Raw genomic sequence first — 26,555 nt, 5'->3', positions numbered from 1 at the left:
CGTGCCCGGCTCACTCGAGCCCGAGCGCCTTGTGGGTGACCTCCACCGAATCGTTCGGTGGCGCAACGGTTTCCGGGCCCGGCGCGGCGAGCAGCGGCCGCTCCGGACCGAGTCCCTTGTCGACGGCGGCGGCCCGGACCGCGTTGACGACGAACAGCAGCGCCGCCCGGCGTGCCGTATTGGTGCGGTAGGCCAGCGAGACGGTCCTGGTGAGCCCCTCGCCGAGTCCGACGATATCCACACCCGCCGGTCGCAGCGCCAGCCCCAGATCCGAGACCAGCGTGACGCCCAGTCCGGCCGCGACCAGCGCCATCGCGGTGGACTGCTCCTCCACCTCGTGGTCGATGCGCGGTTCGACCCCGCCGGATTGGAAGGCCAGCCGCACCGCGTGGCCGAAATGGGAGCGCGCGGGCGCGAGGATCCACGGATGTTCGGCCAGATCCGCCAAGGTCGCCGTCCGCGCCGGCACCGCGCCGGCCGGCACCGCCGCGTAGAGCCGCTCGACCGCGACGACGGCGCGTTCCAAGCCGCGATCCCAGGTCATCGGATAATTCGAATAGTCGAGTACGAACGACAGATCCAGAGTGCCGTCGCGGACCGCGGCGGCCGTCGCCTCCGGCGCGAGTTCCCTGGTCCGCACCAGAATGCCCGGATGGGCGCGGGCGAGCGCGGTGAGCGCGTCGGGCAGCAGTCCCGACGCGACCGAGGCCCACACTCCGGCGGTGAGTGTCGCCGACACCGACTCCCCCGACTCCTCGAGCGCCTGTGTCGCCCGCTCCACCGAGGCGAGGATCTCCTCGGCGTGCTCGGCGAGCAGCACCCCGCGATCGGTGAGCTGCAGCCGGCGCCCACGCCGCTCGAACAGCCGCAGCCCCACGTCCCGTTCCAGCTGCGCGAGTTGCTGCGACACCGCCGACGCCGTGTAGTGCAGCGCACTCGCGGCCGCGGTGATGGTGCCGCGCCGATGGAGCTCGCGCAGCATGCGCAGTCGGGGCAGCGACAGATCCATGGCATCGAGCGTAAGCGGTGCCCGGGCTCGGCCACCGCTGTGTAGGAGCACTGAACGATGCCGTGAACGAACCGTAAATAGACGTGTGACCGGGCAGGACGCAGTCTGGGGACAGCGAATCACCAGCCGGGACGACGAGGTCCGGACGCCGACAGCGCGCGACTCGACGTGTCCGGAGCGGGTGGTGGTCGGACATCCGAACGCGAAGGAGGTAGTTCGCCGTGACGACGATCCACAACCCGGCCGAGGACACCGCACCGGCCCTCCCGGCGGTGCCCGCCACCGTCCCGGCGGTGCCCACTGACACCCCGGTCACCCCCGCGATCCGCCGCCCCGAGCCGTACCTGCGACTGCAGTGGACCGATGCGGCCACCGGCGCCGTCGGCTACCTCGTCGTCCACACCCTGCGCGGTGGCCTGGCCACGGGCGGCACCCGCATGCGGGCCGGCTGCACGCTGAGCGAGGTGGAGGATCTGGCGCGCGGGATGGCCGCCAAGACTGCGACCTTCGACCTGCCGATCGGCGGTGCGAAGGGCGGTATCGACTTCGACCCGAAAGATCCGCGCGCCGTCGGAGTGCTGGAGCGATTCTGCGAGGCCATGCGCCCGTGGATCGACGCGCACTGGGTGACCGCGGAGGACCTGGGTGTCCCGCAACATCTGATCGACGAGGTCTTCGAGAAGCTGGGCCTGGGCCAGAGCTATCACGCCGCGATCCGCCGCGCCGCCGATCCGGTCGCCACCCTGGAACGGGTCCGCGACGGCCTGAACGCGGCGGTCGAGGGCGGTTTCCTGCTGGGCGACGTGATCGGCGGTTACGGTGTCGCGCACGCCTGCCTCGCCACGGCCGTCTCCTGGGGCCGGATGCCGGCCGAGACGACGGTCGCGATTCAGGGCGTCGGCACGATGGGCGGCGCCGCGGCCTACTACCTGCACGAGGCGGGAATGCGCGTCACCACGGTGGCCGATGCCGCCGGGGCCCTGCACCGGGCCGGCGGACTGGACATTCCGGCACTGCTGGAACTGCGCGACGACTACGGCGAGATCGATCGCTCCCGGCTGCCGGCCGACGTCGAGCAACTGCCGCGCACCGCGGTGCTGTCCGCCGAGGTCGACATTCTGGTGCCCGCGGCCATCTCGTACGCGATCACGCCGGACAACTCGTTCGACGTGCGCGCCCGCGTCGTCGTCGAGGCGGCCAACGCCGCCACCACGCCGGAGGCGGAGGCCATGCTCGCCGCCCGCGGCGTGCCGGTGCTGCCGGACTTCGTCGCCAATGCCGGTGCGGTGGCCTGGGCGTGGTGGCTGCTGCTCGGTCAGGTCGACGACGTGCCGGACACATCCTTCGATCGCCTGCGCACCACCATGCACACCAAGGTCGCGCGGTTGCTGTCCGCCTGGACCGACGACGGCATCACGCCGCGCGAGACCGGCCGACGCTGGGCGGAAGACCCGGCACCGACCACCGGCGCGGTCGTGATCCCCTGAACGACAGGCCGATCAGGCCGTGGTGACGAGGCTGTCGAGGACCGAGAGGAAGATTCCCAGTCCGTCGTCACTCGGCCCGGTCAGCGGCTCGGTGGCGTGTTCCGGATGCGGCATGAGACCGACGACGCGACCGTTCGGCGAGGCGATGCCGGCGATATCGCGCTGCGAACCGTTGGGGTTGCCGCCCACGTAGCGGAAGACCACCCGGCCCTCGCCCTCGAGTTCGTCGAGCACGGCCTGCGAGGCCTGGTAGCGGCCCTCGGCGTTCTTCACCGGGACCAGAATCTGGGCACCCGCGTCGTAGCGCGAGGACCACGCGGTCGCGGTGGACTCCACCCGCAGCCACTGATCCCGGCAGACGAAGTGCAGACCCTCGTTGCGGGTCAGCGCGCCCGGCAGCAGTCCGGCCTCGCACAGCACCTGGAAACCGTTGCAGATTCCCAATACCGGCATACCCTTACCGGCGGCCTCGACGACCTTGCCCATCACGGGCGCGAACCGCGCGATGGCGCCGGCGCGCAGATAGTCGCCGTAGGAGAATCCGCCCGGCACCACCACGGCGTCGACACCCTTGAGGTCGGCGTCGGCATGCCACAGGCTCACCGCTTCGGCGCCGGCCAGCCGGACCGCGCGCGCCGCGTCGACGTCGTCGAGCGTGCCGGGGAAGGTGATGACACCGATTCGCGCAGAGCTGGTCACGGCAGCCGCACCACTTTCCAGTCCTCGATCACCGTATTGGCGAGCAGGGCCTCGGCGATCTTCTCGAGTTCGGCATCGCTGACGCTGTCGTCGATGTCGAGTTCGAACCGCTTGCCCTGCCGCACATCCGACACACCCGGGAAACCCAGGCGTCCGAGCGCGCCGGCGATGGCCTGACCCTGGGGATCCAGGATCTCGGCCTTCGGCATCACCTCGACCACAACTCGTGCCACGCGTTGCTCCTCAAGCTGGTGGGGGGATTACCACAACAGCTTAATCGGGGCTACTCCCGGGCGCCGCGCCGGGCCGCGGCCCCTGCGAGGGACGTCACAGCGCCTGCCGGCCGGCCTCCGCGCGGCCCCTGCGTGGTTACACGGGCTGCCGCGTCCGGGCCCACGCCGCGGCGGGGGGAGATAGCGTGAATCCATGCGCATCGCCCACTTCGGTCATTCCTGCGTCCTCGTCGAATTGAACGGCGCGAAGATCCTGTTCGATCCGGGCACTTTCTCGCACGGCTTCGAAGGCATCACGGGACTCGACGCGATCGCGATCACCCATCAGCATCCCGACCACATCGATCCCAACCGGATCGAGGCCCTGGTCGATGCGAATCCGAGCGCCCGCCTGCTCAGCGATCCGCAGACCGCACAGCAGCGCGGTGAGCCGTGGCAGGCCGTGCACGCGGGCAATGTCGTCACCATCGGCGATCTGCAGATCACCGGCGGCGGCGGCAAGCACGCGGTGATCCATCCGGAGCTGCCGGTCGTCGACAACACCGTCTTCCAGCTCGGCAGCGCCGACGATCCGGCACAGTTCGTGCACCCGGGCGATTCGCTGTGGGTGCCGCCGGTATCGGTCGGGGTGCTGGCGGTGCCGGCGGTCGCGCCGTGGATGAAGATCAGCGAGGCGGTGGACTATCTGCGCGCCGTGGCGCCGCGCACCGCCGTCCCCATCCACTACGGCATCATCGCGCCGGAGGCACAGGGCATCTACTTCGGCCGCCTGTCCGAAATGCGCCCGGCCGACACCGAATTCGCGCTCATCGAGCCGGAGGACAACAAGACCTTCTAGCGGGCGTCTCCGGTCCTCGTAGACCTGTCACCGCGTGTAGGAGGACAGGAACAATGCCTCCGCCAGTGCCACATGCTCGATCTCGCTGGGATCGACGCTCTCGTTCGGGGCGTGGATGAGGCATTTCGGCTCCTCGACGCCGAGCAGCATGATCTCGGCGTCGGGATAGGTCTCGGCGAAGACGTTGCACAGCGGAATCGAACCGCCCTGCCCCTGCGTGGTGGCGGTGCGGCCGTAGGCGGCGGCGAAGGCGTCCTCCATCGCCAGCCGCGCCGGGCCGCCGGTACCGGACCGGAAGGGCGCACCCGTCCCCTCGGTCTCGATCCGCACCCGCGCACCCCACGGCGTATGCGATTCCAGATGTGCGGTAAGGGCTTTCAAGGCCGGAGCCGGATCGACGCCGGGCGGGATCCGCAGATTCAATCGGGCCCGCGCGCTCGGCTGGACGGCGGCCGCCGATCCCACCACCGGCGGCACATCGATGCCCAGCACGGTCAGGGCCGGGCGCGCCCAGAGCATGTCCGAGATACTGCCGCTGCCCAGCACCTGCACACCGTCGAGGATGCCGGCGTCGACCCGGAACTGCTCGACTGGATACTGCGCGCCGTCCCAGACCTGATCGGCCGCCAACCCGTCCACCGTGGTGTTCCCGTGTTCGTCCCGCAGCGTGGCGAGTACCCGGATCAGCGCGGCGACGGCGTCCGGGGCCGCCCCGCCGTACATGCCGGAATGCAAAGGGCCCGAGAGGGTTTCGACGGTGACGAGCACGTTCACGTTGCCGCGCAGGGTCTGAGTGAAGGTCGGTACGCCCGCCGCGAAATTACCGCAGTCACCGATCAGGAGTGCGTCGGCGCGCAGCAGGTCCGCATGCCCCGGAACGAATTCCTCCAGACCGCCGGTGCCCTGCTCCTCGGAGCCCTCGCAGACCACCGTGATGCCGACCGGATAACCCTTGTCTCCCAGCGTGTTCCGCAGGGCCCGCAGGGCGGTCAGATGGACGACGATATTGCCCTTGCAGTCGGCCGCGCCGCGCCCGTACCAGCGGCCGTCGCGCTCGGTGAGCTCCCACACCGGAGTCTCCCAGGCCGCCTCGTCCACCGGCGGCTGCACGTCGTAGTGGCTGTACAGCAGCACCGTGGGGGCACCGGGCGGAGCCGGGTACCGGGCCACGACCGCCTCGCTACCGTCGGGCGTCTCGTGCAGGCCGACGTCGGCCGGACCGAGGCCGGCGAAGGCATCGGCGACCCATCGCGCCGCCCGATGACATTCCTCCGGCGGAAACTGCCGGGCATCGGCCACGGATCGATACGAAACCAACTGGGCCAGATCGGCTTTCGCCTGCGGCATCAAGGCGCGCACCTGTGCGCGCAGGGCCGCCGTCCGAGATTCGTCGGTCATGTACCCAACCTAACTCCCTTCCCGGTCCGGACGCATCGGCGCCGGGCGCGGCGCGGGCCGGAATTCGCCCGATTTGTCCCTCGCGTTCGCGACCGTCCCGCAATCGCGGCGGGGCATGATGAGGGAGAGCTCGACCGCGATCCGACCACCGGAGAGGACGAGATGTCTGCATCATCGGAATCCGACGACCTGTTCGCGATGCCCGATCTGGATCGCGGCGCACCCAAACACCACTTTCCGCACCGCGAGATGCCGGGCCCGGAGGCCTACCAGATCGTGCACGACGAGCTGATGCTCGACGGCGTGTCGCGGATGAATCTGGCCACCTTCTGCACCACCTGGATCGACGACAACGCCCGACGGCTGATGGCGCAGAGCGTGGCGAAGAACATCGTCGACAAGGACGAATATCCGCAGACCGCCGAACTCGAGCGGCGGTGTGTGCGCATGGTGGCCGACCTGTGGCACTGCCCCGATCCCGGTTCGACGCGCGGCACCTCCACCATCGGGTCCAGCGAGGCGGCGATGCTCGGCGGGCTGGCCGCGAAGACGCGCTGGCGCAAGAACGGCGGCCAGGGCATCCCCAATTTCGTCTGCGGGCCGGTGCAGGTGTGCTGGGAGAAGTTCGCGCGCTATTTCGACGTCGAGATCCGGCAGGTGCCGCTGCACGGGAACAAGTACATGCTGGAGCCCGACGACATTGCCGCACACTGTGATTCGAATACGATCATGGTCGTCGCGACCATGGGTCAGACCTTCACCGGACTGTTCGAGGACGTCGCCGCGATGAGCGCGGCCCTCGACGATCTGGAGGCCCGCACCGGCCTGGACATCCCGCTGCACGTCGATGCCGCCAGTGGCGGATTCCTCGCCCCGTTCACGGCGCCGGATCTGGTCTGGGACTTCCGGCTGGCGCGGGTGAAATCGATCAACGCCTCCGGGCACAAGACCGGCCTGGCCCCGCTGGGCGCCGGTTGGGCACTCTGGCGCACGGCCGCCGACCTCCCGGACGAACTCGTGTTCGACGTCGACTACCTCGGCGGCCGTATGGCCACCTTCAATCTGAACTTCTCCCGTCCCGGCGGCCAGGCCATCACCCAGTACTACGACTTCATCCGGCTCGGCCGGACGGGTTACACCCGGCTGCAGTCGGCGATCTACCGCGTCGCCGAACATCTGGCCCACGGACTCACCGAGACCGGGCTGTTCGAGATGATCCACGACGGCACCCCCACCCGGGGCATCAGCGCGGTGTCGTGGCGGCTGCGCGAGGATCCCGGCTTCAATCTGTACGACCTGTCGGAACGGCTGCGCTCACGCGGCTGGCTGATCGCCGCCTATCCGCTGCCCGCCGACCGGCAGGACGAGACGATCATGCGCGCGGTCGTCCGGCACGGCTTCACCCACGATATGGCCGATCTGCTGCTGGCCGATATCGACCGTTGCATCGACCAGTTGAAGAAGCATCCGCTGTCCACCTCACTCACCCGTAAGGAGGCCGGCGGCTTCACCCACGACGCCACCGCCGTCGTATCGGACGAGGCGATCGTCACCGAGGTGCAGGACCTGCGGCGTGCGGCCGGGGACGATCCGGCGAACATTCGCTGATGTCGGGCAGGCTCAGGCCGCGTGCGGCATGGCGTACGGCTCCCATCGGTAGACGTCCGGAACCGCCTCGTGGAACAGGGCCAGATCGACGGCGTCCAGCATGGCCTGGTGCGGTCCGGGCCGAGAGAGCTGCGCGGCCGAGACCGCCAGCCGCAGCGTTCCGCCGCGGCGCGCGATGCGGGCCGCGCTCATGATCAGTGCGTGGCACCACCACGGTTCGGCCCGGAAACCCTCACCGACGCCGTGCACCCAGCAGCGTTGGGCCGTATCCCGTTCCAGATCGTGGATGGCGGTCAATCCCAGCGCCAGCCGGAAGCCGACCTCGGGCAGGGCGGCGACGGCGCCCTCGGAGGCCGTCCAGCGCGGTGCCGCGAACAGTCGGGTACGCAGGCCGATCTGTTCCATCACCCGGTCAGCGGCGGTGAGGCGCAGGCGCGCTTCGTGCGCGGGCAGCGCGGCGAATTCGGCGCGGCGACGTTTGGTCGCGGCCTGGTCGTAGCCGTGCAACACGATCGCGTCACCCGCGGCACGCCGCTCCCGCAGCCACTGCTGGGTGCGCGAATCCTCGGTGAGCCGGTATTTCCCCTTCAACCGCGGCGCCACCAGCAGCGACAGCCGTACCCCGCGGCCGTCCATCTCGGCCGCGAAGGCGCGCGCCTGGTCCAGTGTGGTGTCGCGAATACCCGACACCGAGACGATCAGCTGCCCGAACCCCCGGTCGTTGCCGCTCATGACTCCACTGTGCGCGCGGCAGGTGTCGCCACCGTGCAGCCGAAGTGACGCCCCGACGAATTCCCGGCGCGGGCACCCGACCGCACGGTCCGCCCGAAACCGCCCTCAGCCGACCTCGCCGAGACCGACCCGGTCGAGCACCCAGGCGTATTCGAAGGCGACTTCCTTCCACTTCTCGTAGCGCCCGCTGACGCCACCATGCCCGGCGCTCATCTCGGTCTTCAGCAGGAGCTGGGCATCGCCGGTTTTCGTGGCCCGCAGGGCGGCGACCCATTTCGCGGGCTCGACATAGAGCACGCGGGTGTCGTTGATGCTGGTGATCGCCAGGATCGCCGGATAGTCCACGGCCGCCACGTTCTCGTACGGCGAATAGGACTTCATATAGGCGTAGACCTGCGGATCCTCCAGCGGATTGCCCCACTCGTCCCATTCGATGACCGTCAGCGGCAGCGACGGGTCCAGGATCGAGGTGAGCGGATCCACGAACGGCACATTGGCGAGGATGCCCGCGAACAGTTCCGGGGCCAGATTGGCCACCGCACCCATCAGCAGCCCGCCCGCACTGCCGCCGTCGGCCACCAGCACCTGCGGCGTGGTGACGGCGGTGTCGACGAGATGCCGTGCGCAGGAGACGAAATCGGTGAAGGTGTTCTTCTTGGTGAGCGTCTTGCCGTTCTCGTACCACAGCCGGCCCATCTCACCACCGCCGCGCACATGGGCGACCGCGAACACCATGCCGCGGTCGAGCAGCGACAGCCGCGACACCGAGAAACCGGGGTCGATACTGGCCTCGTAGGAGCCGTATCCGTAGAGCAGCAACGGTTTCGGACCGGAATCCTCGCTGTCGCGGCGGCGCACCACCGAGATCGGAATCCGGGTGCCGTCCGCCGCGGTCGCCCAATCCCGGTGCTGCACATAGTCGTCCGGGTCGTAGCCGCCGAGCACCTGCTGCTGTTTGCGCAGCATCAGCTCACCGGTGGCCGGCACGTAGTCGAAGACCTGCATCGGGGTGATGAACGAGGTCACGCCCAGCCGCAGCGTCGGCTGCGCCCATTCCGGGTTGGAGCCCACACCGGCGGAGAACAGCTCCAGGCCGAATTCCAGTTCGCGCAGTTCGCCGTAGCCCTCGGAAGTCAACGGCCACACCGCGACTCGCGGCAGCGCCTCGCGCCGATACGAGAGCACGAGATGATCGCGGAAGCAGTCGACGTCCTCGAGCCGCACATCGTCGCGATGGCCGATGAGCATGGTCATCGCCGCCGGATCGTCCACCGGCGCCTCGGTGAGGACGAAATTCTCGGCCTTCACACCGTCGACCACATCGTTGTGCAGGATGAGCAACCGGTCCTGCCCGCCGATCACCGCGTGCTCGGCCGAATACTCCACACCCTCGCGGCGCGGCAGCAGCACCCGGAACTCGCCCTCCGGATCGTCGGATTCGAGAATCCAGCCCTCGGTGGTGATCTTCGATCCGACCCAGATCATCAGGTACTTCTCTGACCGGGTGGCGCCGATGCTGACCCAATAGCGCTCGTCGGGCTCGTGGAACACCGTGACGTCGTCGGTCTTCGCGGTGCCGAGGCGGTGGCGCCACACGGTGTCGGGCCGCCAGGATTCGTCGACGGTCTGATAGAAGACGTGAGTTCCGTCCAGCGACCAGGTCGCTCCCGGCGCGGTGCCGGGGATCTCGTCGCCGAGCAGTTCGCCGCTGCGGAGATCCTTGAACCGCAGCACATATCGCTCGTCACCGACGGTGTCGGTGGAGTAGGCCAGCAGGGTGCCGTCATGGCTGATCGAATAGGCGCCGAGGGCGAAGAAGTCGTGCCCCTCGGCCAGCACGTTGCTGTCGAGCAGAATCTCCTCGCCGGGGATCTCGATGTCGACCTCGAGTTGCGGCGGGGTCCAGTCGTCGCGGTCGGCGATCGGGCAGCGGCAGTGCACGCCGTACTGCTTGCCCTCGAAACTGCGCGAGTAGTACCAGTAGTCACCCAGCCGCGCCGGAACCGACATATCGGTTTCCTGGGTGCGCGATTTGATCTCGTCGAAGATCCGCGCGCGCAGCGGGGCCAGGTGGGCGGTCTGGGCGTCGGTGTAGGCGTTCTCGGCCTCGAGATGGGCGATGACCTCGGGATCGTCCTTGTCCCGCAGCCACTCGTAGAAGTCGACGAAGGTGTCACCGTGATGGGTGCGTTCGGCCGGGACCTTCTTGGCCACCGGCGGGGTCACCGCCGCCGCGTCGTCGCCGGTGTTCTGGATGGTTCCGGTACCACTGTCGAGAGCCATGGTGACCACCGTAATCGCGGTGGCCGAGTCCGGGCGCGCACCCCCACGCCCGCCGACACGAGCGGATCGGCGAGTGCGGGGGCGCGAACTCGGTCCGCGCTACCCCAGGCCGGTGGTCCGCGGTGCGGGCCGACGCAGGTCACGCCCGTTGCCGCGGGCCGAACGACGAGATTCCATCAGGAAGAACAGTGCGGCTTTACGACGCGGGCATTGGTCGGTGGGACAGCTGCTGTGACTGTGCAGGATGTTGTGTGCCTGCTCGACGGTGAGGTGCCGGGGCACCACCGCGCAACTGTCGAAGACGGGTGCCATGCGGTGCTCCATCCTTGTCGTCCCTTCAGTGCGGCAGGGCACGCCTTCTCGGTCTCTTGACCAGTCGACGCCCTCCAACTGCCACAGTGGATGGGGTTTCCGATCAGGTTGCGGCGTAAACCAGCGGTGTTGCCGGGAGGGGTGGACGAATGCCACATTCCGCAGGTCGGCATATCGGTGTGATTCCGGCCATGCCGGTTCACGCGGATTCGGAAACGACGCCGGTGCGGCGGCTTCCGACCGCTTACGCTCGGGGACGGCAGCGCCCGTGCGGATTCCGGCGGGCGATCACATCGATGCAGGAGCACAGGTTGGAAGCGAAGAATCGCGAGATCGAACCCGGGGCGGTCTGGCAGCGCAGCGGCGACGGGGAGGGCGGTGTCGAGGTGGCCTTCCTGGCCAGCGGCAATATCGGGCTGCGCGATGCCAAGAATCCGGACGGGCCGGCGCTGATCTTCACTCCCGGCGAGTGGCGGGCGTTCGTCGCCGGCGCCAAGGACGGCGAATTCAACCGCCCGGGCGCCCAGCCGCACTGAACGCAGCCCTGGAAAATCCGGTCGCGCGGGCCGTCGCGGGCCCGCGCCGATCGGACGCCCGGCGATCAGGCTCCGATCGCCGCGCCGACGGTCGGCCAGGACGCGTGCAGATAGTCCTGCCAGTACGACCAGGAATGCGTTCCCACCGGGCTGTGATCGACCCGGGCCGGAATGCGCATACCGCGCAGCCGCTGTTCGAAGGCGGTGACGCAGACGTCCACGCCGGCCTCGATCGGCCCGCCCAGCACGATGTTCTCCGGCAGCTGCGGTTTGATCTCGGCCTCGTGCGGACCGGGGATACCGGTGCCGGTGGACAGGTAGAGCGTCTTGCCGCGCAGCCGATCCGCCAGCAGCGCCGGATCGTGGGCACCCCACTCCGGACTTCCCGGCGCACCCCACATATCGAACGGGTTGCCGCCGCGGTTGGCGATCGAGAACATGATCGCCCCCTGCGCGATTCCCAGATCCGGGCACGCGCTGTAGCCCGCCACCGCCTCGTAGAGCTCCGGATGGCGAACGGCCAGAACGAACGCCGCGATTCCGCCCATCGACAGGCCGCCGATCGCGTTCACGCCGTTGCCGGAGAAGGTGGCGTCGATGATCGGCGGAAGTTCGCGCGTCAGGAACGTCTCCCACCGGTAGCGGCCGAAATGCGGATCGTCGCGCTGCCAGTCGGTGTAGTAGCTCGCCTGCCCGCCGATCGGCAGAACGACATTGACGTTCTTACCGAGGAAGAAGGGTTCGGCATCGGTGGCGTTGGTCCAGGTGCTCTGCTGGACACCGGGATCGAGCCCGTCGAGCAGATAATACGAGGGCCGCGCACCCCCACCGGCCGGATGCAGGACCTGGACCTGAACGGTGCGTCCCATGGCTGGAGAGTCGATGAACAGCGCCGTCCGGGTCGGGCTCATATCGTTTTCCCCGACCACCCGCGCCGCCGATGCGCGTGGTTGTGGGCCCATCCAGGGACCGAAGACGCCCAGCCCGACTGTCAGCACAACTGCAGCAACGAATGAACGTCGCATGTCCCCACCTCCGTCGACCCACCACAACTGCTACTTAAAGTAACGCACACCGTGGTGCCGTGCGGAGCTTTCGACCTCCTGGCGTTTCCTCAGCAAACCGTCCGGTCCGCAGCACGACTCAGGTGAGCCACCACTTTCCGTCCTGTCCGCTCGCGGCATTCGGTTGCGCCCGCCCGGCCGCACCCCGGATCGATGCGGCCAGATAGTCGAGGTCCGCACGCGGCGGGGTCGTCGCGCGATTGCGCAGCCCGAAGCCGTCGCCGGGCGTGCGCGGAATGACATGCAGATGAACGTGAAAGACCTCCTGCCCGGCCGTAACACCGTCGGCGAGAAAGAGATTCACCCCGTCGCAGCGCACCTCGGATTCCCGCAGCGCGGCCGCCAGACGCTGCGCGACCTGAAAGAGCTTGCCGCCGATGACCGGATCGAGTTCGGCCAGGCTGCGCGCCGGCACCTTCGGAATCACCAGCAGATGACCGGGCGTCATCGGACGGATGTCCATGAAGGCGAGAACATCGTCGTCCTCGTAGACCTTGGACGAGGGCGCCCGCCCGGCGACGATATCGGCGAAAATCGTATAGGGGTCCATATCCGGCAACCCTAGTCGGCGATTTCGCCTGCGCCGCCGCACCATTCGCACGGCGCCGAGCACGCGCGACACCACCGCGCGCACGGCGGCGCCGGGCGGATTCGATGCCGCGACCATCGGGCCGGTGGCGGTTACAGAATCGGCGAGGGGGTGTAGCGGGCGGCCTCCGGATGCGCGTCGATCAGCTTCTGCACCTGCGCCACCACATCGCTCACCTGTGCCTCGGCGGCGCCGATGAACGCCGTCCGGTCCGCCAGGGCGGCCTCCAGTCCGGCGCGGTCCAGCGGCATCCGGTCGTCGGCCGCGAGGCGGTCCAGCAGATCCGGTTCGCGGCCCTGCTCCCGCATGGCCAGCGCGACCGCGACCGCATGCTCCTTGATGACCTCGTGCGCACTCTCGCGTCCGACCCCGGCCCGGACGGCCGCCATCAGGATGCGGGTGGTGGCCAGGAAGGGCAGGTAGCGGTTGAGCTCGCGCTCGATCACGGCCGGATAGGCGCCGAATTCGGCGAGGACGGTCAGGAAGGTCTCCATCATGCCGTCGATGGCGAAGAAGGCATCCGGCAGCGCGACCCGGCGCACCACGGAACAGAACACATCGCCCTCGTTCCACTGCGCGCCCGCCAGTTCGGCCGCCATCGAGCCGTAGCCGCGCAGCACCACCTGCAGACCGTTGACGCGCTCGCACGAGCGGGTGTTCATCTTGTGCGGCATCGCCGAACTGCCGACCTGCCCGGGCTGGAAACCCTCGGTGACCAGTTCGTGCCCGGCCATCAGGCGCACGGTGTGCGCGAACGACGAAGGGCCCGCGCCCAAGTGGACCAGCGCGGAGATCACGTCGTGGTCCAGTGAGCGGGGGTAGACCTGGCCGACGCTGGTCAGCACGGTCGCGAAACCCAGATGCCGGGCGACCTTCTGCTCCAGCTCGGCGAGTTTGGCGGCGTCGCCGTCGAACAGATCGAGCATGTCCTGGGCGGTGCCCATCGGCCCCTTGATCCCGCGCAGCGGATACCGGTCGATCAGCTCGCGCACCCGGCGCAGCGCGATCAGCACCTCGTCGGCCGCACTCGCGAACCGCTTGCCCAGGGTGGTCGCCTGCGCCGCGACGTTGTGCGAGCGACCGGCCATCACCAGCGCCTGATACTCGGCGGCCCGCTCGGCCAGCCGGGCGGCGACCGCCACACCGTGTTCGTAGACGTGTTCCAGCGAGAGCCGGATCTGCAACTGTTCCACGTTCTCGGTCAGATCCCGGCTGGTCATGCCCTTGTGGATCTGCTCGTGACCGGCGAGGGCGTTGAACTCCTCGATGCGCGCCTTCACATCGTGGCGGGTGATCCGCTCGCGTTCGGCGATCGAGGCCAGATCGACCTCGCCCAGCACCCGCTCGTAATCCTCGAGGACTTCGGCGGTGACCGCCTCGGTACCGGCGGCGCCGAGTTCGGTCTGGGCCCGTAGCACCTCGAGCCACAGCCGGCGCTCCAGCACGATCTTGTTCTCGGGCGACCACAACTGCACCAGCTGCGGACTCGCGTACCGGGTGGCGAGGACGTTCGGGACCAGACTCACGAACAGTCAGTCTAGTGTTCGATGCCTGCTCGGTTGCTGGGGCATGGCCGCGGGCAGATGCTGTGCCGCGGCCGACGGCACGGTCTGCGGCGCCATCAGCGGTTGCGGCACCGGCGGCGCGATCACATCGATCAGTTCCAGCAGCGCGCCGCGGGCGGTGCGGCGCGGTTGCGGATCGGATTCGGCCAGCGCGGCGACCACCGCACCGTCGACCACCGCCACCAGCCGGCGCAACTGGTCGGTGCGCACCATGCGGTCGGATCGGCGCAGCACATCGGCCAGCAGGTCCTCGAGCTGGGCGCGTAACCGCAGCTGCACCTCGCGCAGTTCCGGATGCCGGGCCGAGGCCACCGAGCGCTCGTACCGGGCGATCAGCCGCCCACGCGCGAATTCGTCGGGTCCGTCGGTGCCGACCATCAGATCCACGACCAGATCGACGGTCGCCTCGGCGCCGCGCTTGCGGTGGGTGACCTCGCCGATCCGGCGGCGCATCGACTCCAGTTCGGCATTGCCGCTGAACTCGACCGCGCGCGCGATCAGATCTTCGAGCGATTCGAAATAGTAGGTCGTGGATGCCAGGGGCAGATCCGCGCGCGTCGCCACCGAACGGTGGCGCACGGCATCGAAGCCGCCTTCGAGTAGCAACTCCGCGGCAGCCGCAACCAACGCTTGGCGACGCCTTTCGCCTTTCGGGGTCGTCGCGGTGATCACCGTGTCATCGTGCCAGTCATCATCGGTTCATCCGTGCCAAATCGGTGCGATCTGTGCAAATCTGTGCGTCTGTGCAATCCCGGCCGAATCGTTGCTGTGCAATCGACCATGGGACCGCGCAAATTTCCGGGATCCGGTCCGAGCGGACAGCCGGGACCGGTTCGAAATAGCAAGGGTTGAAATCACAACCCGAATCATTTGTACCGCATCCACGCGCTCCGGTGGGCCGGTACGGAAAGTCTGTGCGTCAGCTCAGATATCGGCCCAGTCGCACGAGTGCCTCCTCGATATCCGCGGTGGCGCCGGCGAAGGAGAAGCGGACCGTGCGGTGTCCGTGACGGGTGTCGAAATCGATTCCCGGTGCGAGGGCGACGCCCGTGTGCGCCAACAGATCCGCGCACCAGCGCGTCGAATCCTCGCTCAGGTGACCGATATCGGCGTACGCGTAGAAGGCGCCGTCGGCGGGCGCCAGATCGGTGATCCCGAGGGCGGGCAGCCCCTCGAGCAGTAACGCCCGGTTGCGGGCATAGCGGCGGACGTGTCCGTCGAGTTCGGATTTCGCCTCGGCGCCGAACGCGTGCGCCGCCGCGAATTGCGAGATCGCCGGCGGGCACACGGTCATATTGGAGGCCAGCCGCTGCAGCGCCGGGCGCAGCCGCGCGGGCGCCAGCATCCAGCCCAGCCGCCAGCCCGTCATCGAGAAATACTTCGACACCGATCCGATCACCACCGATTCCCGCGAGGTCTCCCAGGCCGAGCTCACCGGTTCGGCATCGCCGTCGTCTCCGGAATAGGCGATGCCGTGATAGATCTCGTCGGAGATCAGCAGCGTGCCGTGGTCGTCGCACCAGCGGGCGAGCGCGGCCAGCTCGTCGGGGGCGATCATGGTGCCGGTCGGATTCGCCGGGCTGGCCACGATCACACCGGCGGGCGGTTCGGGCAGCTCCTCCAGCATCGCCACCGTCGGCTGGAACCGGGTCCGGGGGCCGCAGTCGAGTTCGATCACCCGGCAGCCCAGTGCGGTGAGGGTGTTGCGGTAGGCCGGATAACCGGGCCGAGCGACCACGACGGTGTCACCGACGTCGAATGCGGCCAGGAAGATCAGCGTGAACGCGCCCGAGGAGCCGGTCGTGATCACCACGTCGTCGGCCTCGACCTCGACGCCGTAGGTGTCGCGGTGATGGGCCGCGATGGTGGTGCGCAGTTCCGGGATGCCGAAAGTCTCGGTGTAGCCGAGTAATTCGGCGTCGAGGGCCACCCGCGTGGCCCGCCGCACCGGCACCGGGGCGGGCGTGGAGGGCTGACCGGCCGCCAGGACCAGCACATCGCCGTGGGTGCGGGCGCGTTCGGCCGCGGCCTTCCAGACATCCATGACATAGAAGGTCGGAACGGTGGACCGCCGGGATTCACTGCGCACCGGACGACGGTAGAACACCGCGTCCGCCGGCCGGCGCGCGGCGTAGTCCTCGGCGCCGGATGTCTGAGACGTTGCTGTGCGCCGCCGCGCCTGCCTGCGCGTGCGGGCGGCCCCCTGTTATCGTCGGCAGAATGCCTGACCAGGCACGCCGCGCGAAGTCGTACCAGGGGGGCTGGACCGTGATCCGCCCCGACTGGCGAACGACGCTGCGCCGCGACCGCCCCTCGTTCACCGGCCGGATGCGGTCCTCGGCCCGGCGCTCACGCGACCTGGGGCAGGCCGCGGCGGTCGAATGGCGTGCGCGGTCGCGGCGGTGGCGTCGTGCGCTGCGGAATCGGGACTGGCGCGAGGAATTCGAGACCCTGTGGCCCCGGCTGCGCGGCTGGGTCGGCGACCATCGGGTGCTGGTGATCGGGATGGTCGTGGTCGGACTGTTCGCCGCCGCCGACACCGTGGCGCCGCAGCCGATCGAATCGACGCCGAAACCCGGCGCGGCACAACGGATCGCCGTCGCCTATCCGCTGCAGGTGCAGGCCGAACCCGAAACCAGCAAACGCTATCTGGCCGCCATCGACAACGGGGAGCGCATGCGCGAGGCGCAGGTCGTGGCCGCGGCCTCGCGAGCCACCCTCGACCGCGCCAAGGCCGAGGCCGCCGCCGCGGTCGCCGGGACGCCGCAACCGTGGCTGTCCGGACCGGCCACCACCATTCCCGGCGGCATCGCTCCGGACGGAATCGCCCCGGGCATCGGTGGTTTCGCGCTACCCGCGCGCGGGGTGTTCACCTCCGGGTACGGCGGCCGGTGGGGCACCTTCCACTACGGGATCGATATCGCCGCGCCCATCGGCTCACCGATCTACGCGGTCGCCGACGGCACCGTCATCGACGCCGGGCCGGCGCAGGGCTTCGGACTGTGGGTACGCATCCGCCACGACGACGGCACCATCTCGGTGTACGGCCACATGTACGACTTCTCGGTCTCGGTCGGCGAGCGGGTGCGCGCCGGTCAGCAGATCGCCCGCATCGGCAACCGCGGCGACTCCACCGGCCCGCATCTGCACTTCGAAATCCTCATCGGCGGACAACACGTGGATCCGCAGCCGTGGCTGGCCGTGCACGGCATCCAGGTCGGCTGACCCGGACCGCTGTGACGACTACACCCGCGTGGGCAGCGAGATCCTGTCCTCCACGGCGGCGAGGCCGATATCGGTGCGGAAGTGGCTACCGGGCAACTTGATTCCCGCGATGCGCTCGTAGGCGTTCGCCCGGGCCTCGGTCAGATCACCGCCCGTCGCAACGACATTCAGCACCCGGCCGCCGGCCGACAACAGCGCGCCGTCCGCGCGCAGCGACGTACCGGCATGCAGCACTTCGGCATTCGCGCCCGAGGCGGCCGGCGTGCTCTCGGTGCCGGAGATGACGTCGCCGGTGCGGGGACGGCCCGGATAGTTCTCCGCCGCCAGCACCACCGTGATCGCCGCGCCGTCCTTCCAGACCGGCGCCTGCGCCTGCGCCAGGGTTCCGGTCGCGGTGGCGTGCAGCAGGGCGCCGAGCGGACTGTCGAGCAGAGCGAGCACGGCCTGGGTCTCGGGATCGCCGAAGCGGCAGTTGAATTCGACGACGGCGGGACCGGCCTGGCCGATCGCGAGGCCCGCGTACAGCAGGCCGGAGAACGGGACGCCGCGCCGAACCATTTCGGCGGCAACAGGTTTCACCACGTCGTCGACGATCTCGGTGACGGTCTCCGGCGGCAGCCACGGCAGCGGGGTGTAGGCGCCCATGCCGCCGGTGTTGGGACCGGTGTCGCCGTCGCCGACGCGCTTGTGATCCTGCGCGGGCAGCAGCGGCACCACGGTCTCGCCGTCGACCAGGCAGAACAGGGAGACCTCGGGGCCGTCGAGGAACGATTCCAGCAGCACCGGATGGCCCTGTTCGAGCAGTTCGGCGCCGTGGTCGCGGGCCGCGGACCGATCGGCGGTGACCACCACGCCCTTCCCCGCGGCCAGCCCGTCGTCCTTGACGACCCAGGTCGGTCCGAAGCGATCCAGCGCGGCGTCGAGTTCGCCCGGATGATCGACGACCTCACTGTGCGCGGTGCGCACCCCGGCCGCGGCCATCACATCCTTGGCGAAGGCCTTCGATCCCTCGATCCGCGCGGCGGCGGCCGACGGGCCGAAGCAGGCGATGCCCGCCGCCCGGACCGCATCGGCGATACCGAGCACCAGCGGCACCTCGGGACCGATCACCACCAGATCGGCGGCGAAATCGCGGGCCAGGCCGACGACGGCCTCCGCACTGGCCGGATCGACCGCCCGCACCTCGGCGACCTGGCCGATCCCCGGATTGCCGGGCGCGGCCGCGATCGCGGTGACCCCGGGATCCCGACGCAGGGCCTCCACCAGGGCGTGTTCACGGGCTCCGGATCCGATGACGAGTACGCGCACGCGTGACAGCTTAGGGGACGCAGGTGAACACCGGATGCGGGTACCGGGAGGACAGCAGGCCGCCCCGGCCACCGCCTCCCGCCCGGGCGGGGCAATATGAAACCCATGCCATCTGTATTCAGCGCGATCATTGCCGGACAGCTGCCGGGGCGGTTCGTGTGGGAGGACGAGGAATTCGTCGCCTTCCTGACCATCGCCCCGGTCACCCAGGGTCATACGCTCGTGGTTCCTCGCAAGGAGATCGACCAGTGGCAGGATCTGGATCCCGCCACGTTCGCGCGGATCAACGAGGTCGCCCAGAAGATCGGCCAGGCGGTGCGCAAGGCGTGGGACGCGCCGCGGGCCGGCCTGCTGATCGCCGGGCTGGAGGTGCCGCATCTGCACGTGCACGTCTTCCCGGCGTTCGAACTGGGCGATTTCAACATCTCCGGCGCGGACACCGATCCCAGCCCGGAGTCGCTGGACGAGGCGCAGGACAAGATCAAGCAGGCGCTGCGCGATCTCGGTTACGGCGCGAACGTGCCCGCCTGAATCACTCCTGCGAACGGGGCAGGCGCACCGCGAACGTGGTGCCCTGTCCCACCGCGCTGCGCACCGAGACCGTGCCGCCGTGCGCGGCGACCAGCGCCTGCACGATCGACAGGCCCAGTCCGGTGCCACCGCTGTCGCGGCTGCGTGAGGTGTCGGTGCGGTAGAAGCGTTCGAAGATGCGCTCGGCGTCCTCGGCAGGCAGACCCGGCCCGGTATCGCTGACCTCGATGACGACCTCGTCCGGCGCGGGTGTCAGCGCGACGGTGACCGCCGCCTCCGGAGGAGTGTGGATCAGCGCGTTGTTGACCAGATTGTTCAGCACCTGACGCAGGCGCGCTTCGTCACCGCGCACCTCCAAAGTTCCTGTCCCCGGGCGTATTTCGAGGTCTACGGGCCGACGTGGCTCCTCGGGCCGCTGCGCCGCGTCGACGGCCCGGGCGTTGTGCACCGCATCGCTGGCCAGTGCCAGCAGATCCACCGGCCGCCGTTCCACCGGCCGCTGCGCGTCGAGGCGCGCCAGCATCAGCAGATCCTCCACCAGCAGGCTCATCCGCTTGGATTCGCGTTCGATCCGATCCATGAACAGGGCCGGATCCGCCAGCGCCCCTTGCCGATACAACTCCGCGAAACCTTTGATCGTGGTCAGCGGGGTGCGCAGTTCGTGGCTGGCATCGGCGACGAATCGCCGCATCCGGGCCTCCGAACGCCGCGCGGATTCCTCGGATGCCTCGGTGGCGGCGAAGGCGCTCTGAATCTGGGAGAGCATGCCGTTGAGCGACTGTGACAACCGATCGACCTCGGTGTTGGTGCCCTGCACCGGAACTCGGCGATGCAGATCGCCGCTCGCGATGGCCGCGGCGGTCTTCTCCACCTCGCCGAGCGGGCGCAGGCTCCGGCGAATGACGAACTGCGCCACCACCGCGAGCACCGCCAGTACGATCAGGCCCACCGCGACCTGCAATCCGATCAGGCGGTCGATGATGTTCTCGGTTTCGGTGAGCCGCAACGCGACAACGCTGGATCCCTGGGGTGTCACCACCTTGATCGCGCGCCAATGTTCGCTCGGGTCACCGACCGATCCCACGGTCTCGGGATGTTTCGACAGATCCGACGGCGTGTCCGGAACGGTGGGCCCCGAACTCAGCAGCAGACGCTGATTTCCGGTGGACCCGGTCACCTGCACGTAGAACAGCGCGGGCGGGCGCTCCCGCCCCGGAGGTTGCGGAAGATGCTGGGGCGGTGTCGCATCGGGGCTGGCCCAGCTGTGGGAGGCGTCGAACAGTTGCCGATCGACCTTGTCGATCAGGACGTTTCGCATCGCGGAGGTCACCGCGACACCCGACACCAGCAGTCCGAGGCCCGCCAGGCAGACCAGCGCGAGCACCAGGGTGACCCGCAGCGGCACCGCGGCCAGGCGACGCGAGATCCGGCGCCGAATTCCACGCCGAGGCGGTGCGACGCCCGCGGCATCCGCGGCGGGCCCGGCGACGCCGCCGGATCCGGGATCGGTCCCCGGTTCGGATTCACCGGTGGGGCGCACCGGTTCGATGTCGGACGCGTCGTGGACGGCGCGCTCCCGCACCGAGCGCGGATCGCTCATTTCGCCGACGACCGGCTGCGGCTGGGTGCGCGCATCACGTAGCCGACACCGCGCAGGGTGTGAATCAGCCGGTCGGGGCCGGTGTCGACCTTCTTGCGCAGGTAGGACACGTAGGTCTCCACCACGCCCACCTCGCCCCCGAAGTCGTAGCGCCAGACGTGGTCGAGGATGCGCGGCTTGCTCAGCACGGTTCCGGCATTGACCATGAAGTACCGCAGCAGCGTGAATTCCGTCGGCGACAGCGCCACCGGTTCCCCGGCCTTCCACACCTCGTGGGTGTCGTCGTCCAGTTCGATGTCCTCGAAGCGGATGCGCGAGGACTTCGTCTCCTCCACCACGTGACCGGAGCGGCGCAGAATCACCCGCAGCCGCGCCACCACCTCCTCGAGCGAGAAGGGTTTGGTGACATAGTCGTCGGCGCCGAGGGTGAGACCGGTGATCTTGTCCTCGACCTCGTCTCGCGCGGTGAGGAACAGGACCGGAGCGTCGATGCCGTCGGCGCGCAGCCGGCGCAGCAGGCCGAAGCCGTCCATACCGGGCATCATGACGTCGACGATGAGGGCGTCGGGCCGGAACTGCTTGGCCCGGTCCAGCCCTTCGGCGCCGTTGGCGGCCGTGGCCACCTCGAAACCCTGATAGCGCAGACTCACCGACAGCAGTTCGACGATCATCGGCTCGTCGTCGACCACCAGCACCCGAGCCTCCGGGGTTCGATCGCCAGCCACTCCACTCATGCTGGATATCGTCTCTCCTGCAGCCCGGAATGCGCTGAACGTAGTCTGGGAGTTTCCTGCGAGCCGCCTGCGCGACCCGGACAGCGAACGACCCGCCGATCCGGGCGGCGCCTCCCGGATCGGCGGGTCGACAGGCGTGTGCTTCTTATGCGGCGGCCTTCAGATCGGCGCCGAGCGTCTTCGCGTCACCCTTGATCGTCTTCAGGGTGTCGGCGGCGGAGCTGCCGTCGAGGCTGTTCTTCACCTTGGCCTGCTGCAGTTCCTGGCGGAACTTGGCGAACTCCTTCTTCACCTCGGCGGGCACGGCGGCCTCGTTGTGGGTGAGGGTGTCGACGTCCTTGTCGAGGGACTTCTCGAGGTCCTCCGGCTTGTCGGTGTTCTGAATCTTGGTGAGGACCTTCTGGATCGCGTCCACGGAGGGCGCGGCCGGCTGGTCGTCACCGTCGCCGTCGGCGCGCTTGTCGGCGCCGAACGCCGAGCCCGTGGACAGCTTCGGAGCCGACGGCGCGCTGCTGGTCGTCGGCGCGGCGGAGGGGGTGTCAGCCGAGGCGACGGAGGCGGTAGCGCCGGCGATCGAGACCGAGAGGGCGGCGAAGGCGGTCGTTGCCAGGATCCGGCGGGTGGCTGGTGTCATATCGACGGTCATCTCCTCATTTCGATTGATTCATCAGGTGCGTTGCCACGAATCTGCTCGGGTCGGAATTCCGGTCCGAACACCAGCCGCGGCAACGGGGCCCGACGCTAGGGGGACGGTTCGGAGCGGCGCAATGACCCGAAAAGGAAACCGCCAGGTCGGCACCCAAGGTTTAGCGACGGTTTTGCTGACGACTTTTCGGCCGTTCATCGCAGAGTGGCAGGCGCTTAACTTTCATCACGGCGGCCCGGAGCAGAGCACACGGCGCGAGAAAAGAGCAGAATGGACACCGGAAAGGTCGTCATGGGAGCGATACGGGGCCTGCTCGACGTGGTGTTGGGCATCCTGACGGCCGTGCTGGGCACGGTGGTCGCATTGCTCGCGGTCGTGGTGTGGATCCTCGGCGCCGTGTTGTGCGTGACGATCTTGTTGATTCCGCTGGGAATCCCCGTCTTCAAGCTCGGCAGCCGCCTGTTCGGCCTGGCCCGTCAGCTGATGCATCTGCCCTGACGACAGAAAAGGCTCCGGCCTGCTGTCGCAGGCCGGAGCCGAGAGAGCCCCCTGTCAGGATTGAACTGACGACCTTCGCTTTACAAGAGCGGTGCTCTACCACTGAGCTAAGGAGGCGGGTGAAGCGGTGCAATCATAACCGGGGCGCGGGCCGTCCGGAAAAATCGCGCATTACCGCAGGAGGGAACGACGCGGTCGCGGCGGCTGCGTGTGCCCGCTCAGGGCATCACACAGCCGCCGATCACCGTCGCGCGCCGCGCCGTGCGTTCCGGCGCGGAATCAGGACTGGGCGCCCTGGCGAGCCGCGTCGTCGGCGGCCATCGCGTCACGCAGGCTCTTGGGCCGCATATCCGTCCAGTTCTTCTCCACGTATTCGACGCAGGCAGCCCGGCTGTCCTCGCCGAACACCACTCGCCACCCGGCCGGGACCTCGGCGAAAGCAGGCCACAGGGAATGCTGCTCCTCGTCGTTGACCAGAACGAAGAAGCGGCCGTCCTCGTCGTCGAAGGGGTTGGTGCTCATTTCACCTCACTGGATGCTGGCGCTGTGTACGGGAACGCGCTGTGTACGGAAACTCGCGGGGCGCGGGCACGAGCCGAAACCGACCGACCAGAGCCGTAGCCCCCGAGCGATGTGTCGACACTAGCAAGACCGACGTTACGCGTTGGTGGTTACCTCGAGCCCGCGAAGAAATCGAGCAGGATCTTATTGACCGCCTCCGGGCGTTCCAGATACCCGTAATGACCGGCGTCGGGGATCTCCTGGTAGCGGGCGTCGGGAATGACTTCGGCCAGCTCACGGGTCAGATATGCGGGGATCATCCGATCGTCGGCGAATCCGATGGACAGGCACGGGACCTTGATCGCCCGATAGGCCTGCAACCGATCGAAATCGTGGTCCATCCGGCGCTGGGCCCGGATTCCCGGCGATGCCGGTCCGCCGGTGAATTCGAACAGATCCAGCCAATCGCGCGCGGAATTCGGATCGGCCATCGTGGCGGGCGAAAGATTCATCACCGCGGTGACGGCGGCGTCGTATTTGGCGGGCAGTCGCACGCCGGAGGCGTCGAGTTCGTGCTCGCCCAGCGAGAGGGTCTTCTGGAATTGGTCGAGCCGCGCGTGTCCGGCCATGAAAACGGCTTTACGCACGAGGTCGGGGCGCGCCAGGGCCAATTCCTGGGCCACCCGCGCCCCCATCGAGGTGCCGGCGACCAGGGCCGGGCCCTCGTCGAGGTATTCGATCAGCGCGGCGGTGTCGGCGGCCAATTCGTCGATGGTCATCCCGTCGGGCGCCTCGTACGACGGAGCGATACCGCGATTGTCGAACGTGCACACCCGGTAACCGGCCGCCACCAGCGCCGGAACCTGGTGCAACTCCCACACCCGGCCGGGACTGCCGGTGCCCATGATCAGCACGACCAGCGGGGCGGCCCCCTTGGTGTCGGTGCCTTTGGCCTTGTCTCCCTTCACCTGGTAGTTCAGCGAGATTCCATTCACCGTGGCCAACGGCATGTGCTGCGACCCTTTCCACTCGTTCGTGCGGTGCTCGGTAACCGAGGCGGGCGAAATTCGCCTCCTTACCAACGTTATAGGTTCGCGGGGCTCCGGCGTTTCGCCGGTGTGACGGGTGTCGCCCACCGCTGTTGCGGTTCGGCAGCGGTGGGCACCAAGCCGACGGGCCCCTGTGCGGCGACCGATACCATTGACACCGCACGGCGCCGACACCACGACGGTCGAACCCCACCGCCGTGCCACGACCCCGAGCCGAGAGGACACGATGATGGCCGCGAAGAGCGCCAACGACATCGCGGACGACGACCTGGAACCGCTCGCCGACGAGACCGCCCGGCAGGCACAGCGCGTCGTGGCCGCCTACGCCACCGATGCCGACGAATGCCGGATGCTGCTGTCGATGCTCGGAATCGGTCCCAGCGCGCGCAGCGAGTAGAACGAGCGCGCCGCAGCGCTCATGACAACTAAAACCCACGCCTAGCTCCGCCATTTCGGCGACCGGAGGATCCAGCAGTGGACCAGATGCGCGACATACGCAGCGATCGATCTCGAGACGCTTCGCCGGAAACCGAATCCGCACCAGCGGACCGTCCCGGGGGCGCCGGCTCCGGTTTCGTCGTGGTCGCCAACCGGCTCCCGGTGGACCTGGAACGTCTCCCCGACGGGACCAAGCGGTGGAAGCGCAGTCCGGGCGGCCTCGTCACGGCCCTGGAGCCGGTGCTGCGCAACAACAACGGCGCGTGGGTGGGCTGGGCCGGCGTCCCCGACGTGGATGTCGACCCGATCATCGAGGACGGCCTGGAGCTGTATCCGGTGCCGCTCACCGCCGAGGAGGTCGCCGCCTACTACGAGGGGTTCTCCAACGGCACGCTGTGGCCGCTCTATCACGACGTGATCGTGCGGCCGGAGTACCACCGCGACTGGTGGACGGCCTATGTGGATGTGAACCGGCGCTTCGCCGAATACACCGCGAAGGTGGCCGCCGAGGGCGCGACGGTGTGGGTGCAGGACTACCAGCTGCAGCTGGTGCCGAAGATGTTGCGCATGCTGCGGCCCGATCTGACCATCGGTTTCTTCCTGCACATCCCGTTCCCGCCGGTGGAGCTGTTCATGCAGCTGCCCTGGCGAACCGAGATCGTGGAGGGTCTGCTCGGCGCCGACCTGATCGGCTTCCACCTGCCCGGCGGCGCCCAGAACTTCCTGTACCTGGCGAGAAGGCTTGCCGGACAACCCACCTCGCGCGGCACGGTCGGCGTGCGGTCGAAACTCGGTGTGGTGCAGGTCGGTTTCCGCACCGTGCGGGTCGGCGCCTTCCCCATCTCGATCGCCTCCGCCGAACTCGACGAGCTGTCGCGAAGACGTTCGGTGCGTGAGCGCGCCGCCCAGATCCGCAGAGAACTCGGCAATCCCAAGCACATCCTGCTCGGTGTGGACCGCCTGGACTACACGAAGGGCATCGATATCCGCTTGGCCGCGCTGCAGGAACTCCTGCATGAGGGCCGGCTCGACCCGGCCGAGACGGTGATGGTGCAGCTGGCCACGCCGAGTCGCGAACGCGTCGAGAGCTACATCCAGATGCGCGGCGACATCGAACGACAGGTCGGCCGGATCAACGGCGAATTCTCCCGCGTCGGTTACCCTTTCGTGCACTATCTGCACCGCCCGATCCCCCGCGACGAGCTGGTCGCCTTCTTCGTCGCCGCCGACGTGATGCTGGTGACCCCGCTGCGCGACGGCATGAACCTGGTCGCCAAGGAGTACGTGGCCTCGCACAGCGGCCTCAACGGCGCCCTCGTCCTCAGCGAATTCACCGGCGCCGCAGCGGAATTGCGGCAGGCCTACCTGTGCAACCCGCACGATCTGGACAGCGTCGAGAACGCGATCATGTCCGCGATCGAGGACGATCCCGAGACCAAGCGCCGCCGGATGCGTTCGCTGCGCCGCCAGGTGCTCGCCCACGACGTGGACCGCTGGGCCCGCTCCTTCCTCGACGCGCTGGCCCAGGATCGGGTGGCCGGCAGTGCCCTGCTCACCGACGCGGATGTGGATCCCGGAGGCGCGGAGCGCTAGACCTGCGGCGAACGCTACCTGGCGGGGCGGGGCCGGCGTTATCGGCGACTACCCAGCGATCCGAGGCGGGTTACACCCT

General features: G+C 68.7%; 27 protein-coding genes and 1 tRNA gene. 9 read left to right on the top strand and 19 right to left on the bottom strand.

Annotated features, from left to right (window positions below; genetic code table 11):
• Window positions 1–10: 10 nt before the first annotated feature.
• The gene (locus ON23_RS02750; protein WP_051041873.1) at window positions 11–1,009 is read right to left on the bottom strand and encodes a LysR family transcriptional regulator; all 999 of its coding nucleotides are present in this window, start codon (window positions 1,007–1,009) and stop codon (window positions 11–13) included.
• A gap of 221 nt (window positions 1,010–1,230) precedes the next feature.
• Between ON23_RS02750 and ON23_RS02745 the strand changes: the two genes are divergently transcribed.
• Window positions 1,231–2,496, top strand: a complete 1,266-nt coding sequence (locus tag ON23_RS02745) for a Glu/Leu/Phe/Val dehydrogenase dimerization domain-containing protein (RefSeq protein WP_174376454.1) — start codon at window positions 1,231–1,233, stop codon at window positions 2,494–2,496.
• A 12-nt stretch (window positions 2,497–2,508) separates the two neighbouring features.
• Here ON23_RS02745 and purQ read toward each other — a convergent pair whose 3' ends face one another.
• The gene (gene purQ / locus ON23_RS02740) at window positions 2,509–3,195 is read right to left on the bottom strand and encodes a phosphoribosylformylglycinamidine synthase subunit PurQ (RefSeq protein ID WP_036497761.1); all 687 of its coding nucleotides are present in this window, start codon (window positions 3,193–3,195) and stop codon (window positions 2,509–2,511) included.
• Entirely contained in the window at window positions 3,192–3,428 is a 237-nt protein-coding gene (purS, locus tag ON23_RS02735; protein WP_030517414.1) for a phosphoribosylformylglycinamidine synthase subunit PurS, read from the bottom strand. Before purS ends, purQ begins: the two co-directional genes overlap by 4 nt.
• Window positions 3,429–3,621: 193 nt before the next feature.
• Here purS and ON23_RS02730 point away from each other — a divergent pair, with 193 nt between their 5' ends.
• Complete coding sequence (locus ON23_RS02730) at window positions 3,622–4,266, top strand: MBL fold metallo-hydrolase (protein WP_039776003.1); 645 nt, start codon at window positions 3,622–3,624, stop codon at window positions 4,264–4,266.
• A gap of 27 nt (window positions 4,267–4,293) precedes the next feature.
• On the opposite strand, the gene ON23_RS02725 is transcribed toward ON23_RS02730, so the two are convergent.
• Complete coding sequence (locus tag ON23_RS02725) at window positions 4,294–5,664, bottom strand: dipeptidase (protein ID WP_039776001.1); 1,371 nt, start codon at window positions 5,662–5,664, stop codon at window positions 4,294–4,296.
• 162 nt (window positions 5,665–5,826) lie between these two features.
• Between ON23_RS02725 and gad the strand changes: the two genes are divergently transcribed.
• Entirely contained in the window at window positions 5,827–7,272 is a 1,446-nt protein-coding gene (gene gad, locus ON23_RS02720) for a glutamate decarboxylase (protein ID WP_051041872.1), read from the top strand.
• A gap of 12 nt (window positions 7,273–7,284) precedes the next feature.
• On the opposite strand, the gene ON23_RS02715 is transcribed toward gad, so the two are convergent.
• The 3 genes from ON23_RS02715 to ON23_RS37690 all read right to left on the bottom strand — a co-directional run bounded on the left by ON23_RS02715 (window position 7,285) and on the right by ON23_RS37690 (window position 10,599).
• Window positions 7,285–8,004, bottom strand: coding sequence for a DUF2334 domain-containing protein (locus ON23_RS02715; RefSeq protein WP_039776000.1), 720 nt, complete (start codon window positions 8,002–8,004; stop codon window positions 7,285–7,287).
• A gap of 105 nt (window positions 8,005–8,109) precedes the next feature.
• Window positions 8,110–10,287 carry a S9 family peptidase gene (locus tag ON23_RS02710; protein ID WP_051041885.1) on the bottom strand — a complete coding sequence of 726 codons (2,178 nt, stop codon included), beginning with the start codon at window positions 10,285–10,287 and terminating at the stop codon, window positions 8,110–8,112.
• A gap of 99 nt (window positions 10,288–10,386) precedes the next feature.
• Complete coding sequence (locus ON23_RS37690) at window positions 10,387–10,599, bottom strand: hypothetical protein (RefSeq protein ID WP_063065915.1); 213 nt, start codon at window positions 10,597–10,599, stop codon at window positions 10,387–10,389.
• Between the two features lie 311 nt (window positions 10,600–10,910).
• Between ON23_RS37690 and ON23_RS02705 the strand changes: the two genes are divergently transcribed.
• Window positions 10,911–11,135 (top strand): DUF397 domain-containing protein, encoded by a 225-nt coding sequence (locus tag ON23_RS02705; protein ID WP_223273481.1) that lies wholly within the window; start codon window positions 10,911–10,913, stop codon window positions 11,133–11,135.
• Window positions 11,136–11,200: 65 nt separating this feature from the next.
• Here the strand turns inward: ON23_RS02705 and ON23_RS02700 are convergent, their stop codons facing one another.
• The 5 genes from ON23_RS02700 to ON23_RS02680 form a co-directional block, all read right to left on the bottom strand.
• Window positions 11,201–12,160: an alpha/beta hydrolase gene (locus ON23_RS02700; RefSeq protein WP_039775998.1), complete on the bottom strand. Its 960-nt coding sequence runs from the start codon at window positions 12,158–12,160 to the stop codon at window positions 11,201–11,203.
• Window positions 12,161–12,278: 118 nt separating this feature from the next.
• Window positions 12,279–12,749 carry an HIT family protein gene (locus tag ON23_RS02695; RefSeq protein ID WP_051041884.1) on the bottom strand — a complete coding sequence of 157 codons (471 nt, stop codon included), beginning with the start codon at window positions 12,747–12,749 and terminating at the stop codon, window positions 12,279–12,281.
• 131 nt (window positions 12,750–12,880) lie between these two features.
• The gene (purB, locus tag ON23_RS02690; protein ID WP_039775995.1) at window positions 12,881–14,314 is read right to left on the bottom strand and encodes an adenylosuccinate lyase; all 1,434 of its coding nucleotides are present in this window, start codon (window positions 14,312–14,314) and stop codon (window positions 12,881–12,883) included.
• A gap of 6 nt (window positions 14,315–14,320) precedes the next feature.
• A complete protein-coding gene (locus tag ON23_RS02685; protein ID WP_083870566.1) occupies window positions 14,321–15,025 on the bottom strand; it encodes a TetR/AcrR family transcriptional regulator in 705 nt (234 codons plus the stop codon).
• Window positions 15,026–15,272: 247 nt separating this feature from the next.
• Window positions 15,273–16,442, bottom strand: a complete 1,170-nt coding sequence (locus tag ON23_RS02680) for a pyridoxal phosphate-dependent aminotransferase (RefSeq protein ID WP_039776069.1) — start codon at window positions 16,440–16,442, stop codon at window positions 15,273–15,275.
• Between the two features lie 131 nt (window positions 16,443–16,573).
• Here ON23_RS02680 and ON23_RS02675 point away from each other — a divergent pair, with 131 nt between their 5' ends.
• Complete coding sequence (locus ON23_RS02675) at window positions 16,574–17,578, top strand: M23 family metallopeptidase (RefSeq protein ID WP_039775993.1); 1,005 nt, start codon at window positions 16,574–16,576, stop codon at window positions 17,576–17,578.
• A gap of 18 nt (window positions 17,579–17,596) precedes the next feature.
• Here the strand turns inward: ON23_RS02675 and purD are convergent, their stop codons facing one another.
• Entirely contained in the window at window positions 17,597–18,886 is a 1,290-nt protein-coding gene (gene purD / locus ON23_RS02670; protein WP_039775991.1) for a phosphoribosylamine--glycine ligase, read from the bottom strand.
• Window positions 18,887–18,991: 105 nt separating this feature from the next.
• On the opposite strand from purD, the gene ON23_RS02665 reads away from it, so the two are divergent.
• A complete protein-coding gene (locus ON23_RS02665) occupies window positions 18,992–19,417 on the top strand; it encodes an HIT family protein (protein ID WP_039776066.1) in 426 nt (141 codons plus the stop codon).
• A 1-nt stretch (window position 19,418) separates the two neighbouring features.
• Here ON23_RS02665 and ON23_RS02660 read toward each other — a convergent pair whose 3' ends face one another.
• The 3 genes from ON23_RS02660 to ON23_RS02650 all read right to left on the bottom strand — a co-directional run bounded on the left by ON23_RS02660 (window position 19,419) and on the right by ON23_RS02650 (window position 22,385).
• The gene (locus ON23_RS02660) at window positions 19,419–21,017 is read right to left on the bottom strand and encodes a sensor histidine kinase (protein ID WP_083903655.1); all 1,599 of its coding nucleotides are present in this window, start codon (window positions 21,015–21,017) and stop codon (window positions 19,419–19,421) included.
• A complete protein-coding gene (locus ON23_RS02655) occupies window positions 21,014–21,751 on the bottom strand; it encodes a response regulator transcription factor (RefSeq protein ID WP_030517397.1) in 738 nt (245 codons plus the stop codon). The genes ON23_RS02660 and ON23_RS02655 overlap by 4 nt, the downstream gene beginning before the upstream one ends.
• 145 nt (window positions 21,752–21,896) lie before the next feature.
• Window positions 21,897–22,385 (bottom strand): hypothetical protein, encoded by a 489-nt coding sequence (locus ON23_RS02650; protein ID WP_157170143.1) that lies wholly within the window; start codon window positions 22,383–22,385, stop codon window positions 21,897–21,899.
• Between the two features lie 303 nt (window positions 22,386–22,688).
• Between ON23_RS02650 and ON23_RS02645 the strand changes: the two genes are divergently transcribed.
• On the top strand, window positions 22,689–22,895 hold the full coding sequence (locus ON23_RS02645) for a hypothetical protein (RefSeq protein WP_039776063.1): 207 nt from the start codon (window positions 22,689–22,691) through the stop codon (window positions 22,893–22,895).
• Window positions 22,896–22,940: 45 nt separating this feature from the next.
• Here ON23_RS02645 and ON23_RS02640 read toward each other — a convergent pair.
• From ON23_RS02640 to ON23_RS02630, 3 genes are all read right to left on the bottom strand, one after another.
• Window positions 22,941–23,012, bottom strand: a tRNA-Thr gene (locus ON23_RS02640).
• A gap of 162 nt (window positions 23,013–23,174) precedes the next feature.
• Window positions 23,175–23,417 (bottom strand): MbtH family protein, encoded by a 243-nt coding sequence (locus ON23_RS02635; RefSeq protein ID WP_011207082.1) that lies wholly within the window; start codon window positions 23,415–23,417, stop codon window positions 23,175–23,177.
• Window positions 23,418–23,566: 149 nt separating this feature from the next.
• Complete coding sequence (locus ON23_RS02630) at window positions 23,567–24,406, bottom strand: alpha/beta fold hydrolase (RefSeq protein ID WP_039775983.1); 840 nt, start codon at window positions 24,404–24,406, stop codon at window positions 23,567–23,569.
• A gap of 268 nt (window positions 24,407–24,674) precedes the next feature.
• On the opposite strand from ON23_RS02630, the gene ON23_RS38400 reads away from it, so the two are divergent.
• Together ON23_RS38400 and ON23_RS02620 are read left to right on the top strand one after the other, a co-directional pair.
• Window positions 24,675–24,842: a hypothetical protein gene (locus ON23_RS38400; RefSeq protein ID WP_167331836.1), complete on the top strand. Its 168-nt coding sequence runs from the start codon at window positions 24,675–24,677 to the stop codon at window positions 24,840–24,842.
• Between the two features lie 86 nt (window positions 24,843–24,928).
• Window positions 24,929–26,476, top strand: coding sequence for an alpha,alpha-trehalose-phosphate synthase (UDP-forming) (locus ON23_RS02620; protein WP_036497736.1), 1,548 nt, complete (start codon window positions 24,929–24,931; stop codon window positions 26,474–26,476).
• Window positions 26,477–26,555: the final 79 nt, after the last annotated feature.

Origin of the sequence: Nocardia cerradoensis NBRC 101014 (assembly GCF_000308535.1) — a bacterium.
GTDB lineage: Bacteria > Actinomycetota > Actinomycetes > Mycobacteriales > Mycobacteriaceae > Nocardia > Nocardia cerradoensis.
Note: the sequence above shows the minus strand (reverse complement) of the source record. Positions and strands in the feature narration are given on the sequence as shown.

What these genes read in the sequence shown, in the direction of transcription:
- ON23_RS02700 (WP_039775998.1), bottom strand. Translation starts at nt 12,160, where the DNA reads ATGCGACGTTCATTCGTTGCTGCAGTTGTGCTGACAGTCGGGCTGGGC.
- ON23_RS02730 (WP_039776003.1), top strand. Translation starts at nt 3,622, where the DNA reads ATGCGCATCGCCCACTTCGGTCATTCCTGCGTCCTCGTCGAATTGAAC.
- ON23_RS02710 (WP_051041885.1), bottom strand. Translation starts at nt 10,287, where the DNA reads ATGGCTCTCGACAGTGGTACCGGAACCATCCAGAACACCGGCGACGAC.
- ON23_RS02665 (WP_039776066.1), top strand. Translation starts at nt 18,992, where the DNA reads ATGCCATCTGTATTCAGCGCGATCATTGCCGGACAGCTGCCGGGGCGG.
- ON23_RS02675 (WP_039775993.1), top strand. Translation starts at nt 16,574, where the DNA reads ATGCCTGACCAGGCACGCCGCGCGAAGTCGTACCAGGGGGGCTGGACC.
- ON23_RS02630 (WP_039775983.1), bottom strand. Translation starts at nt 24,406, where the DNA reads ATGCCGTTGGCCACGGTGAATGGAATCTCGCTGAACTACCAGGTGAAG.
- ON23_RS02750 (WP_051041873.1), bottom strand. Translation starts at nt 1,009, where the DNA reads ATGGATCTGTCGCTGCCCCGACTGCGCATGCTGCGCGAGCTCCATCGG.
- ON23_RS38400 (WP_167331836.1), top strand. Translation starts at nt 24,675, where the DNA reads ATGGCCGCGAAGAGCGCCAACGACATCGCGGACGACGACCTGGAACCG.
- ON23_RS02660 (WP_083903655.1), bottom strand. Translation starts at nt 21,017, where the DNA reads ATGAGCGATCCGCGCTCGGTGCGGGAGCGCGCCGTCCACGACGCGTCC.
- ON23_RS02645 (WP_039776063.1), top strand. Translation starts at nt 22,689, where the DNA reads ATGGGAGCGATACGGGGCCTGCTCGACGTGGTGTTGGGCATCCTGACG.
- ON23_RS02715 (WP_039776000.1), bottom strand. Translation starts at nt 8,004, where the DNA reads ATGAGCGGCAACGACCGGGGGTTCGGGCAGCTGATCGTCTCGGTGTCG.
- ON23_RS02725 (WP_039776001.1), bottom strand. Translation starts at nt 5,664, where the DNA reads ATGACCGACGAATCTCGGACGGCGGCCCTGCGCGCACAGGTGCGCGCC.
- ON23_RS02650 (WP_157170143.1), bottom strand. Translation starts at nt 22,385, where the DNA reads ATGACACCAGCCACCCGCCGGATCCTGGCAACGACCGCCTTCGCCGCC.
- ON23_RS37690 (WP_063065915.1), bottom strand. Translation starts at nt 10,599, where the DNA reads ATGGCACCCGTCTTCGACAGTTGCGCGGTGGTGCCCCGGCACCTCACC.
- ON23_RS02620 (WP_036497736.1), top strand. Translation starts at nt 24,929, where the DNA reads ATGCGCGACATACGCAGCGATCGATCTCGAGACGCTTCGCCGGAAACC.
- ON23_RS02635 (WP_011207082.1), bottom strand. Translation starts at nt 23,417, where the DNA reads ATGAGCACCAACCCCTTCGACGACGAGGACGGCCGCTTCTTCGTTCTG.
- ON23_RS02655 (WP_030517397.1), bottom strand. Translation starts at nt 21,751, where the DNA reads ATGAGTGGAGTGGCTGGCGATCGAACCCCGGAGGCTCGGGTGCTGGTG.
- gad (WP_051041872.1), top strand. Translation starts at nt 5,827, where the DNA reads ATGTCTGCATCATCGGAATCCGACGACCTGTTCGCGATGCCCGATCTG.
- ON23_RS02695 (WP_051041884.1), bottom strand. Translation starts at nt 12,749, where the DNA reads ATGGACCCCTATACGATTTTCGCCGATATCGTCGCCGGGCGGGCGCCC.